The 12,042-nt window shown below is 67.1% G+C and carries 8 protein-coding genes; all 8 read left to right on the forward strand.

Annotation, left to right across the window (positions count from 1 at the left end; all coding sequences use genetic code 11):
• Positions 1-61: 61 nt before the first annotated feature.
• The 8 genes from FHT08_RS03465 to FHT08_RS03500 all read left to right on the forward strand — a co-directional run bounded on the left by FHT08_RS03465 (position 62) and on the right by FHT08_RS03500 (position 11,814).
• Entirely contained in the window at positions 62-2,317 is a 2,256-nt protein-coding gene (locus FHT08_RS03465) for a TonB-dependent receptor (RefSeq protein ID WP_243848938.1), read from the forward strand.
• 64 nt (positions 2,318-2,381) lie between these two features.
• The gene (locus tag FHT08_RS03470; protein ID WP_166774312.1) at positions 2,382-3,710 is read left to right on the forward strand and encodes an LLM class flavin-dependent oxidoreductase; all 1,329 of its coding nucleotides are present in this window, start codon (positions 2,382-2,384) and stop codon (positions 3,708-3,710) included.
• 16 nt (positions 3,711-3,726) lie between these two features.
• Positions 3,727-4,767, forward strand: coding sequence for an L-glyceraldehyde 3-phosphate reductase (mgrA, locus tag FHT08_RS03475; RefSeq protein WP_166774313.1), 1,041 nt, complete (start codon positions 3,727-3,729; stop codon positions 4,765-4,767).
• Positions 4,768-4,778: 11 nt separating this feature from the next.
• Positions 4,779-5,762 (forward strand): aliphatic sulfonate ABC transporter substrate-binding protein, encoded by a 984-nt coding sequence (locus tag FHT08_RS03480; RefSeq protein WP_166774314.1) that lies wholly within the window; start codon positions 4,779-4,781, stop codon positions 5,760-5,762.
• A 163-nt stretch (positions 5,763-5,925) separates the two neighbouring features.
• Positions 5,926-6,720: an aliphatic sulfonate ABC transporter permease SsuC gene (gene ssuC, locus FHT08_RS03485; RefSeq protein WP_166774315.1), complete on the forward strand. Its 795-nt coding sequence runs from the start codon at positions 5,926-5,928 to the stop codon at positions 6,718-6,720.
• Positions 6,717-7,490, forward strand: a complete 774-nt coding sequence (locus tag FHT08_RS03490) for an ATP-binding cassette domain-containing protein (RefSeq protein ID WP_166774316.1) — start codon at positions 6,717-6,719, stop codon at positions 7,488-7,490. Before ssuC ends, FHT08_RS03490 begins: the two co-directional genes overlap by 4 nt.
• Before the next feature lie 241 nt (positions 7,491-7,731).
• The gene (gene clpB / locus FHT08_RS03495) at positions 7,732-10,317 is read left to right on the forward strand and encodes an ATP-dependent chaperone ClpB (protein WP_166774317.1); all 2,586 of its coding nucleotides are present in this window, start codon (positions 7,732-7,734) and stop codon (positions 10,315-10,317) included.
• A 210-nt stretch (positions 10,318-10,527) separates the two neighbouring features.
• Positions 10,528-11,814 (forward strand): aminotransferase class V-fold PLP-dependent enzyme, encoded by a 1,287-nt coding sequence (locus FHT08_RS03500; RefSeq protein ID WP_166774318.1) that lies wholly within the window; start codon positions 10,528-10,530, stop codon positions 11,812-11,814.
• Positions 11,815-12,042: the final 228 nt, after the last annotated feature.

Genomic DNA, 12,042 nt, shown 5'->3' on the forward strand with positions numbered 1-12,042 from the left:
CGCCGATTCGCACATCTCCCCCGCGCTGCTGCAAGACAGCCGACGCCACGAAAGGACGTACATGCCTGCGCGACACCGGACCCCTGCAAGGATCCTCGCTGCTTCGAGATGGTTGGCCAGGCCGCAGGTGCTGGCGTGGAGTCTGGCATGGGCATGTGCGCCGGTGCTGGCCGATGAAGTGGGCGAGGCTGCCGCGCCTCCGGAGCGCGGTGCGCAGACCCTGGGCGCGGTCACCGTGACCGCCACGCGCCGGGAAACCACCTTGCAGCAGGTGCCGGTGGCGGTATCGGTGGTGCAGGGCGAGACGCTGGAGCGCGAAAATCGCAACAGCGTGGCCGACCTGCCGGCGCTGGTGCCCAGCCTGACCTTTCGCAGCGGTGCCTCCAACAAGGACACCTCGTTGTTCCTGCGTGGCGTGGGCACCATCTCCACCTCGCCAGGGGTCGAGCCCAGTGTGGCCACGGTGATCGACGGCGTGGTGCTGGGGCGTCCGGGCCAGGCCACGCTGGACCTGCTCGATGTCGAACGCATCGAAGTCCTGCGCGGGCCGCAGGGCACCTTGTTCGGCAAGAACGCCTCGGCCGGCGTGCTCAATATCGTCAGCAAGCCGGCGCCGGAGCTGTTCGGCGGCTCTGTGGATTACTCGCACTTCGGTGGCGGCGACGAAGACCGCGTGCGTGCCAGCGTCGGCGGCACGCTGGTGCCGGAGCTGCTCAAGGCCAGCGTGTCGGCGTTGTGGGCCGCCTACGGCGGCAACGTGCGCAATGTGGCCGACGGCCAGACCGTCAACGGCTACCGGCGCGCCGGCGCGCGGTTGCGGCTGGACCTGAGCCCGAACCCTGACTTGAACGCGACGCTGCTCGCCGACTACCTGCAATCGCACAGCGACGCGCCCAGCGGTGTGGTGGTGGCCAGCACGCGTGCCGATTTCGCCGCGGCGCTGGCACCGGTCATCGCCAGTGCCGACAACCGGCAGATCAACAGCGATTACCGCACGTATCTGGACGACATCAACAAGGGTGCCTCGCTGCAGCTGGACCAGCAACTCGGCGATGCGCTGCTGACCTCGATCAGCGCGTGGCGGCAATGGGACAACACCCAGTTCCAGGATGGCGACCGCACCGCGCAACGCAGCGCGGCGTTTCCGTCCTCGCACGACCGTGGCGACCTGGGCTACACGCAGTATTCGCAGGAAGTGCGCATCCAGACCCCGCGCGACCGTGCGCTGGAAGCGGTCGCCGGGCTGTATTACCTGCATGCGCGCAGCGACGAAACCTATCGGCGCACGGTGACGACGCCGACCGCCAGCACTGCGGGTGTGGCCGATTACGCCACCCGCGCGGAAACCTATGCCGCTTTCGGCGAGGCCACCTGGCACTGGCGGCCGGATCTGCGTGCACTATTGGGTGCGCGTTTTACCCGCGATACGCTCGACTACCGGCACCAGCGCGTGTCCAGTTCCGCAACCGCAGTCACCGGCATCCAGCCGTCCACCGCGAGCCGTGGCAGCACCGCAGAAAACGGCGTGTCCGGCCGCGCCGGCCTGCAATACGACGTCGATGCGCAGACCACCGGCTACCTGACCTATTCGCGCGGCTACAAGGGCCCGGCCTACAACGTGTTCTTCAACATGCAGCCGCGCGATACGCCGCCGCTGAAGCCGGAGACCTCCAATGCCTGGGAGCTGGGCCTGAAGGCGCGTGCCCTGGACGATCGCCTCAGTGCGAACGTAGCGTTGTTCCATACCGAATACGCCAACTACCAGGCCAACTTCTTCGACACCGTGGCCGGGCAGGTGGTGACGCGCCTGATCAATGCCGGGCAGGTGCGCACGCAAGGCCTGGAGCTGGATCTGGACTACCGGCCCACCGAGCGGCTCAGCCTGGCCGCCTCGCTGGCCTACACGCAGGCGCGCATCCAGCGGTTTGCCTGCCCTACCGCAGCGGCGGCCAACTGCAATGTCGATGGCCGGCCGTTGCCGTTTTCGCCGGACTGGAAGGGCAATCTGCGTGCTGGTTACCGGGTGCCGTTGCGCGGCAGCCTGGCGCTGGAATTCAACGGCGACGTGAGCTGGCAGGACAGCGTGCAGTACGACCTCAGCCAGACCCCGCAGACCATCCAGGGCCCGTATGCGATCTGGAACGCCAGCATCGCGCTGGCCGACGATGTGCATGGCTGGCGGGTGGCGGTGCTCGGCCGCAATCTGGGCGACCGTTCGTACGCCCCATTGCTGGCCAATGCCACCGGCAACGTGTTCCGGCTGGTGCCACGCGACGACCAGCGCTATGTCGGGCTGCAACTGCACAAGGATTTTTGACGATGTCCGTGATGGCTTTTGACGCTGATTCGCGCAGTGCAGGCACCACGCACGGTGGCCTGCGATGAGCGCTGCACGACAGCTCTCGCTCGGGGCGTTCCTGATGGCCACCGGCCATCACGTGGCCGCATGGCGGCACCCGCAGGCCAGTGCCGACCCGCTGGTGTTCGACCATTATCGCCAGATGGTGCGCATCGCCGAAGCCGCCAAGTTCGATGCGGTGTTTCTCGCCGACAGCCTGGCTGCAGCCGGTGGGCCGGTAGCGTCGCGGATGGCGCGCTCCAGCCTGTTCGAACCGCTCACGCTGCTGAGCGCGTTGGCGGTGGTGAGCGAGCGCATCGGCCTGATCGCCACCATGACCACCAGCTACAACGAGCCGTACCACGTGGCGCGCAAGTTCGCCTCGCTGGATCATCTGTCCGGTGGGCGTGCCGGCTGGAATCTGGTGACCTCCGATGCCGCCGACGAAGCGTTGAACTTCAACCGCGACGCGCACTACGTGCATGCCGAGCGCTATGCGCGGGCGCGCGAATTCCAGCAGGTGGTCGCGGGGCTGTGGGACAGCTGGGACGACGATGCCTTCATCGCCGACACCGCTGCGGGCGTGCACTACGATCCGGCGCGGCTGCATGTGCTGGATCACCGCGGCGCACACTTCCAGGTCCGCGGCCCGCTCAACATCGCGCGTGCGCCGCAGGGGCATCCGGTGCTGGTGCAGGCCGGCTCGTCCGAGCCCGGGCGCGCGCTGGCTGCGGAAACCGCCGAGGTGGTGTTCACCGCGCAATCGTCGCTGGCCAAGGCGCAGGCGTTCTATGCCGACATCAAGGGCCGGCTGGAACGGTTCGGGCGCGCGCGCGATGCGTTGAAGGTGATGCCGGGTGTGTTCATCGTGGTGGGGCAGAGCCAGGCCGAGGCGCAGGACAAGTTCGCGCAGTTCCAGGAGCTGGTGGAGCCGGAGGTCGGCATCGCGCTGCTGTCGCGCATGCTGGGCAACTTCGATCTGTCCGGCTATCCGCCCGATGGCCCGTTGCCGGAACTGCCGCTCACCGAAACCGGCCAGCGCAGCCGCCAGCAGTTGTTCACCGAGCTGGCCGGACAGGAGCAACTGAGCATCGCCCAGCTCGGTCGGCGCATCGCAGGTGGACGCGGGCACTACAGCCTGATCGGCACACCGACACAGATTGCCGACGAGCTGCAGGCCTGGTTCGAGGGCGAGGCTGCGGACGGTTTCAACGTGCTGGTGCCGCACCTGCCCGGCGGCTTGGCCGATGTGGCCACGCATGTGGTGCCCGAGCTGCAGCGGCGTGGACTGTTCCGGCGTGAATATGCAGGGCGCACCCTGCGCGATCATCTGGGGCTGGCACGCCCCGTCAATCGCTTCAGCGCACGCTGACTCACCGGATACCCTGATGACCTATCTCGCACATCCCGATCGTTACGACCGTATCGCCTACCGCCGTGTCGGCCGCAGCGGCCTTGTCCTGCCTGCGCTGTCGCTGGGCCTGTGGCACAACTTCGGCGACAGCACGCCGATCGATACGCAGCGCGCATTGCTGCGGACCGCCTTCGACCTGGGCATCACCCATTTCGATCTGGCCAACAACTACGGCCCGCCGTATGGCAGTGCGGAAATCAACTTTGGCCGCCTGCTGCGTGAAGACTTCAAGCCGTATCGCGATGAATTGATCCTCTCCACCAAGGCCGGCTGGGACATGTGGCCGGGTCCGTACGGGCAGGGCGGCAGTTCGCGCAAATACCTGCTGTCCAGCCTGGATCAGAGCCTGCAGCGGCTGGGCGTGGACTACGTGGACATCTTCTACTCGCACCGCTTCGATGCGGACACGCCGTTGGAAGAGACCGCCGGCGCACTGGCCAGCGCGGTGCAGCAGGGCAAGGCGCTGTATGTGGGCGTGTCGTCGTATTCGGCGGCGCGCACGCGCGAGATCGCCGCATTGCTGCGCGAGTGGAAGGTGCCGCTGCTGATCCATCAGCCGGCCTACAACCTGTTCAATCGCTGGGCCGAGCATGAGCTGTTCGAGGCGACCGACGAGGTCGGCGCGGGGGTGATTGCATTCACGCCGCTGGCGCAGGGCCTGTTGACCGGCAAGTACCTCAATGGCGTACCCAGCGACGCGCGCGTGAATCGTCCCGGTGGCGACTCGCTGCGGCCGGAACATCTGTCCGAGGCCAACCTGCAGCGCGCACGCGGGCTGGATGCGGTCGCGCAGCGGCGTGGGCAGAGTCTGGCGCAGCTGGCGCTGGCCTGGGTGCTGCGCGATGCGCGGGTGAGCTCGGCACTGCTGGGCGCCAGCCGCCCGGAGCAGTTGGTCGAAAACGTCGCGGCCTTGCAGTCGCCCGAGTTCAGTGCGGACGAGTTGGCCGAGATCGATCGCTTTGCGGTCGAAGGTGGCGTCAACCTCTGGGAAAAACCCTCCACCGACTGGCAATGAGGAACGCTCCGATGCGCTACCGCTTTTTGATTGTTGCGTTGCTGTTGTCCGGCATCGCGTGGCTGCAACCCGCATTGGCGGCCGAGCCGGCGCAGCTGCGTATCGGCTATCAGAAAGCGGTATCCAGCCTGGTGCTGGCCAAGCAGCATCGGTTGCTGGAACAGCGCTTTCCGCGCACCAAAATCAGCTGGGTCGAGTTCCCGGCCGGCCCGCAGCTGCTGGAAGCCTTGAACGTGGGCAGCATCGACCTGGGCGGTGCGGGCGATATTCCGCCGCTGTTCGCGCAGGCCGCCGGTGCCGATCTGCTGTACGTGGGCTGGGTGCCGCCCACGCCCAAGGCCGAGACCATCCTGGTGCCGGCCAGCAGCACGCTGCGGCGCGTGGCCGACCTCAAGGGCAAGCGGGTTGCCTTCCAGAAAGGCTCCAGCGCGCACAACCTGCTGCTGCGGCTGTTGGCCAAGTCCGGCCTGAGCATGCGCGACATCACGCCGTTGTATCTGTCGCCGGCCAACGCGCGTGCGGCGTTCGCGGCCGGGCAGGTGGATGCCTGGGCGATCTGGGACCCGTGGTATTCGGCATTGACGCTGGACGGCAGCGCGCGCCTGCTCGCCAACGGCGAAGGGCTGGGATTGACCGGCGGGTTCTTTCTGTCGTCGCGGCGTTACGCCACCGCGTGGGGTCCGTTCGTGCAGCAGGTGATGGGACAGCTCAACCAGGCCGATGGATTGCTGGAGCGCGACCGCGCCGGCAGCATCCAGGTGCTGGCGCAGGTCAGCGGATTGTCGCCTGCGGTGGTCGAGCGCACGCTGGCGCATCGCCCGCCGGCCAGCGTGCAACCGCTCAGCGCCGAGGTCATCAAGGCGCAACAGGGCACTGCCGATCTGTTCTACGCGCAGCGCCTGCTGCCCAGGCGCGTGCTGGTGGCGCCGGCGGTATGGCGTGCGCCCGCGGTTGCCGCGGTGCACGCGGCAGGCAAGCAGGCGGCGGGCAGGTGATGCGTGGAAGCGGGAGTACACACGCAAACAGGAGCGCACGCGCAAGCGGGACCGCACGGGCAAGCAAGAGCGCACGCGCAAGCGGGAACGCGTGCCGAGCATCCGTGAGCGGCCATGCGCACGCCGTTGTCTTGCTGCAGCGCCCCACCAGCAAGGCCGCGCGATGAGTCGCCGCTCGCAGCGTTTAGGCAACATGCTGGTGCCCTGGCTAGTGCCGCTGGCCTTGCTGGTGGCCTGGCAGATTGCGGCCTCCTGCGGCTGGTTGCCGCAGCGCATCCTGCCCGCGCCGGATGCGGTATTGCGTGCCGCAGTGACGTTGGTACAAACCGGCGAGTTGTGGCAACACCTGGCGATCAGCAGCTGGCGCGCGGCGGTGGGCCTGGCCATCGGCGGCAGTATCGGATTTGCGCTGGGCCTGCTCACCGGCGTGTCGCGCGTGGCCGAACGCCTGCTCGACAGCACCTTGCAGATGCTGCGCAACGTGCCGCATCTGGCGCTGATCCCGCTGGTGATCCTGTGGTTCGGGATCGACGAGGGCGCCAAGCTGTTCCTGGTGGCGCTGGGCACCTTCTTCCCGATCTATCTCAATACCTATCACGGCATCCGCAGCGTGGACCCGGCCTTGATCGAGATGGCGCGCAATTACGGCTTGCGCGGCCCGCAGCTGTTTGTCGATGTGTTGTTGCCCGGCGCGTTGCCGTCGATTCTGGTCGGGCTGCGCTTTGCGTTGGGCCTGATGTGGCTGACCCTGATCGTGGCCGAAACCATTTCCGCCAGTTCCGGCATCGGCTATCTGGCGACCAACGCGCGCGAGTTTCTGCAGACCGACATCGTGGTGGTGGCCATCGTGCTGTACGCGCTGCTCGGCAAGCTGGCCGATCTGGCCGCACGCGGCCTGGAAGCCTGGTGGCTGGGCTGGCATCCGGCGCAGCAACAGCGTGCGGCGTTGCGCCGATGAGCGCGACCGACCCTGGCCTGCCGCTGAGCCTGCGCGGTGTCGGCAAGCATTACGGAGACAGCGAGGTCTTGCGCGGCATCGACCTGGAGATCGCACCCGGCGCCAGCGTGGCGGTGGTCGGGCGCAGCGGCTGCGGCAAGAGCACCTTGCTGCGCGTGATCGCCGGGCTGGAGGCGGCCGATACCGGCGCGGTCGACAGCGGTCATGCAGCGCTGGCAGCGCAGCGCGATGCGGTGCGGCTGATGTTTCAGGACGCGCGGCTGCTGCCGTGGAAGCGCGTGATCGACAACGTGGCGCTGGGTCTGGGGCGTGCCGGGCGCGCGCAGGCACAGGCGGCGCTGCACGCGGTGGGGCTGGGCACACGCGGCGGCGACTGGCCGGCGACGTTGTCGGGTGGTCAACGCCAGCGCGTGGCGCTGGCGCGCGCACTGGTGCATCGGCCGCGGCTGCTGTTGCTGGACGAACCGCTGGGCGCACTGGATGCGTTGACGCGCATCGAGATGCAGCAGCTGATCGTGCAGTTATGGCGGCAGTTCGGTTTCACCCTGGTGCTGGTCACCCACGATGTGGCCGAGGCGAGCGCGCTGGCCGATCGCATCGTGCTGATCGAGCACGGCCAGGTCGGCCTGGACCTGCCGGTGCCGGTGCCGCATCCGCGTGCCCCCGGCGCGCCGGCCCTGGCGGCAATCCAGGCGCAGGTGCTGTCGCGTCTGCTGGGGGCGTCGCTAGTGGCGACGCCAGCGGCGGCGGAGAATCTTGGCGCGGAGTAGGGCGTTGCGGCGCCTGCCTCGCTGCCGCTGCGGCGGATCGTCTAACGATTTGTCCGCCGGCCTGGGTCGGCCAAGCCCAACGGGCGAGCCCATATCGCGTAGCCCATATGCCACCGTGTGAGCCGGTCCTGCTGCCCCGCATCGGCGCTGCCGTACTCGCCAAACCTTGAAACCCCGCACAGCAACCGCATCTGCACGGTATTGCCGGCGTCGCCGGCCACCAGTTCAGAGGATTCTTCCCATGCGGATGGACAAGCTCACCTCGCGGTTCCAGCAGGCGCTGGCCGATGCACAGTCGCTGGCCGTGGGCCGTGACCACAACATCATCGAGCCGGTGCACGTGCTCGCCGCATTGCTGGACCAGAGTGGCGGCAGCACGCGTCCGCTGCTGTCGCAGGCCGGCGTCAACGTGCCGCTGCTGCGCGAGCGGCTGGGCGAGGCGCTGGACACGCTGCCCAAGGTCTCCGGGCAGGAAGGCAACCTATCGATCGGCAACGATCTCAACCGCCTGCTCAACCAGACCGACAAACTGGCCCAGCAACATGGCGATGCCTTCATCGCCAGCGAGTGGTTCGTGCTGGCCGCCGCCGACGATGCCAGCCCGCTGGGCGTGGCCCTGCGCGCGGCCGGCGGCGACAAGAAGAAGATCGAAGCCGCCATCGACAAGCTGCGCGGCGGCGAGACCGTGCAATCGGAAAACGCCGAGGAACAACGCCAGGCGCTGGAAAAATACACCATCGACCTGACTGCGCGTGCGGAGAGCGGCAAGCTCGATCCGGTGATCGGCCGCGACGAAGAGATCCGCCGCACCATCCAGGTGTTGCAGCGGCGCACCAAGAACAACCCGGTGCTGATCGGCGAACCCGGCGTGGGCAAGACCGCCATTGTCGAAGGCCTGGCGCAACGCATCATCAATGGCGAAGTGCCCGAAGGCCTGCGCGGCAAGCGCGTGCTGTCGCTGGACATGGGCGCGCTGATCGCCGGTGCCAAGTTCCGCGGCGAGTTCGAAGAACGGCTAAAGGCGGTGCTCAGCGACCTGTCCAGGAACGAAGGCCAGATCATCCTGTTCATCGACGAGCTGCACACCATGGTCGGCGCCGGCAAGGCCGATGGCGCGATGGACGCCGGCAACATGCTCAAGCCGGCGCTGGCACGCGGCGAGCTGCATTGCATCGGCGCCACCACCCTGGACGAATACCGCAAGTACATCGAAAAGGACGCGGCGCTGGAGCGGCGTTTCCAGAAGGTGTTCGTGGGCGAACCGACGGTGGAAGACACCATCGCCATCCTGCGTGGCTTGAAGGAACGCTACGCGGTGCATCACGGCGTGGAGATCACCGACCCGGCGATCGTTGCCGCCGCCACCTTGTCCAACCGCTACATCACCGACCGCCAGTTGCCGGACAAGGCGATCGACCTGATGGACGAGGCGGCATCGCGCATCCGCATGGAGATCGACTCCAAGCCGGAGGAACTCGATCGCCTGGAGCGCCGCCTGATCCAGCTCAAGATCCAGCGCGAGATGCTGAAGAAGGAAAAGGACGACGCCTCGCGTCAGCGCCTGGCCGATCTGGAAAACGACATCGACAAGCTCGAACGCGAGTTCTACGACCTCAACGAGTTGTGGACGTCGGAAAAGGCCGCGCTGCAGGGCACCACCAAGGTCAAGGAGCAGATCGAGCACGCCAAGCTGGAACTGGAAGCCGCGCAACGGCGCCAGGACTACGCCAAGATGAGCGAGATCCAGTACGGCGTGCTGCCGCAGCTGGAAAAGCAGATGGCGCTGGCCAACGAGGTCGAACATCACGACTTCAAGCTGGTGCAGGACCGTGTGACCGCCGAGGAAATCGCCGAAGTGGTGTCGCGCTGGACCGGTATCCCGGTCAACAAGATGCTCGAGGGCGAACGCGACAAGCTGCTGCGCATGGAAGACGAGCTGCACCAGCGCGTGGTCGGCCAGCACGAGGCGATCAAGGTCGTTTCCGACGCGGTGCGGCGCTCGCGCGCCGGCCTGTCCGACCCCAATCGTCCGAGCGGCTCGTTCCTGTTCCTGGGCCCGACCGGCGTGGGCAAGACCGAGTTGTGCAAGGCGCTGGCGGACTTCCTGTTCGACAGTACCGAGGCGATGATCCGCATCGACATGAGCGAGTTCATGGAGAAGCACTCGGTCTCGCGGTTGATCGGTGCGCCTCCGGGCTATGTGGGCTATGAGGAGGGCGGCTATCTCACCGAGGCGGTGCGTCGGCGCCCGTATTCGCTGATCCTGCTGGACGAGGTGGAAAAGGCGCATGCCGACGTGTTCAACATCCTGCTGCAGGTGCTCGACGACGGCCGCCTGACCGATGGCCAGGGCCGCACCGTGGACTTCCGCAACACCGTCATCGTGATGACCTCCAACCTGGGCTCGCATCAGATCCAGGAGCTGTCCGGCGACGGCAGCGCCGAGGCCTATACGCAGATGAAGGCGGCGGTGATGGGCGTGGTGCAGGCGCATTTCCGCCCGGAGTTCATCAACCGGCTCGACGACATCGTGGTGTTTCATCCGCTGGACAAGGCGCAGATCAAGTCGATCGCGCGCATCCAGTTGCATGGGCTGGAAAAACGCCTGTCCGAGCGCGGCCTCAAGCTGGATCTGGACGATGCCGCGCTGGAATTGCTCGGCAATGTCGGTTTCGATCCGGTGTATGGCGCGCGCCCGCTCAAGCGGGCGATCCAGTCGCAGGTGGAAAACCCGCTGGCCCAGCAGATCCTGTCCGGCCAGTACCTCGGCGGCGACACCGTGCGCGTGCGTGCCGAGGGTGGGCGGCTGGTGTTTGGCAAGGGCTGAGACGCGGCGCGGCGTGTGCGCCGCATCGCTGGCAGTGGTTGAAGCAAGCAACGGGCACTGCGCAGGCAGTGCCCGTTTGCATGAGGGGGATGGCGCATGCGGCGCATCGTTTGCGCTCACAACGCGGCGGCATAAGGTTATCACCGCTGGTATGCAGACACGCGTGCAGGGCCGGCTATGGTCGGCACTCCTGTCCGAGCGAGCCGTGCCATGACCGATCCGCAGTGGAAGCCCGAAACCATCGCCGTGCACGGCGGTTACACGCCCGATCCGACCACGCGTGCGGTGGCGGTGCCGATCTACCAGACCGTGGCCTTCGCGTTCGACGATACCCAGCACGGTGCGGACCTGTTCGACCTCAAGGTGCAGGGCAATATCTACAGCCGCATCATGAACCCGACCAACGCCGTGCTGGAGCGGCGCGTGGCTGCGCTGGAAGGCGGCATCGGTGCATTGGCGCTGGCCTCCGGGCAGGCTGCGGTGACCTATGCGATCCAGACCATCGCCGAGGCCGGCGACAATATCGTCTCCTCCAGTGCGTTGTATGGCGGCACCTACAATCTGTTCACGCATACCTTGCCGCAGTTCGGCATCGGCACGCGCTTTGCCGATTATCGCGATCCGCAGGCGTTTGCCGGCTTGATCGATGAACGTACCAAGGCGGTGTTCGTCGAATCGATCGGCAATCCGCGCGGCAACATCACCGATATCGAGGCCGTGGCCGCGGTGGCGCATGCGCACGGCGTGCCGCTGATCGTGGACAACACCGTGGCCACGCCGTCGCTGCTGCGGCCGATCGACTTCGGCGCCGACATCGTGGTGCATTCGCTGACCAAGTACCTGGGCGGCCATGGCAACAGCATCGGCGGGGCGATCGTGGACAGCGGGCGCTTTCCGTGGGCGGCGCGCACACAGCGATTTCCGCGCCTCAACGAGCCGGACGTGAGCTATCACGGCGTGGTGTACACCGAAGCGCTGGGCGAGGCGGCCTACATCGGCCGTGCGCGCGTGGTGCCGCTGCGCAATACCGGCGCGGCGCTGTCGCCGTTCAATGCGTTCCTGATCCTGCAAGGCATCGAAACGCTGCCGCTGCGGATGGAGCGCATCAATGCCAACACGCTGGCGGTTGCGACGTATCTGCAGCAGCACGCGCGGGTTGCCTGGGTCAATTACGCCGCGCTGCCGGAGCATCCGGAGCATGCGTTGGCGCAGAAGTATCTGGGCGGGCATGGTTCGGGCGTGCTGACCTTCGGCCTGCCCGGCGGGCGCGCGGCCGGTGCGCGTTTTCTGGATGCGCTGCAGTTGTTCACCCGGCTGGTGAACATCGGCGATGCGAAGTCGCTGGCAACGCATCCGGCATCGACCACGCACCGTCAGCTGGGCCCGGCCGAACTGGAACATGCCGGGGTCAGCGAAGACACGGTGCGGCTGTCGATCGGCATCGAGCATATCGACGACCTGCTGGCGGATCTGGAGCAGGCGCTGCAGGGGGGCTGAGGTTTTAGAGCCCCTTTCTGGTTGGAATAGGCGAAGGGCGAGCTGGCCTCTCTCCAACGTGGCGCCAAGGCGCAGCTTGCGTGCCACCGGCGCGTGACGTGGTGCCCCCGCGCTGGCAGGGCGGGCCGTGGCGCGGAGTGGGGCTTGGGGTGAGGGTACGGCGAAGCACACTGCCTGTCGGTACTGGCTTCGGTCAGGGCGTCAGCGCGGCCGGGGATCGGCTTTTCG

The sequence above is a fragment of the Xanthomonas sp. CFBP 8151 genome (assembly GCF_011761885.1).
GTDB classification, from domain to species: domain Bacteria; phylum Pseudomonadota; class Gammaproteobacteria; order Xanthomonadales; family Xanthomonadaceae; genus Xanthomonas; species Xanthomonas arboricola_B.

What these genes read in the sequence shown, in the direction of transcription:
- FHT08_RS03480 (WP_166774314.1), top strand. Translation starts at nt 4,779, where the DNA reads ATGCGCTACCGCTTTTTGATTGTTGCGTTGCTGTTGTCCGGCATCGCG.
- FHT08_RS03490 (WP_166774316.1), top strand. Translation starts at nt 6,717, where the DNA reads ATGAGCGCGACCGACCCTGGCCTGCCGCTGAGCCTGCGCGGTGTCGGC.
- ssuC (WP_166774315.1), top strand. Translation starts at nt 5,926, where the DNA reads ATGAGTCGCCGCTCGCAGCGTTTAGGCAACATGCTGGTGCCCTGGCTA.
- mgrA (WP_166774313.1), top strand. Translation starts at nt 3,727, where the DNA reads ATGACCTATCTCGCACATCCCGATCGTTACGACCGTATCGCCTACCGC.
- FHT08_RS03465 (WP_243848938.1), top strand. Translation starts at nt 62, where the DNA reads ATGCCTGCGCGACACCGGACCCCTGCAAGGATCCTCGCTGCTTCGAGA.
- clpB (WP_166774317.1), top strand. Translation starts at nt 7,732, where the DNA reads ATGCGGATGGACAAGCTCACCTCGCGGTTCCAGCAGGCGCTGGCCGAT.
- FHT08_RS03500 (WP_166774318.1), top strand. Translation starts at nt 10,528, where the DNA reads ATGACCGATCCGCAGTGGAAGCCCGAAACCATCGCCGTGCACGGCGGT.
- FHT08_RS03470 (WP_166774312.1), top strand. Translation starts at nt 2,382, where the DNA reads ATGAGCGCTGCACGACAGCTCTCGCTCGGGGCGTTCCTGATGGCCACC.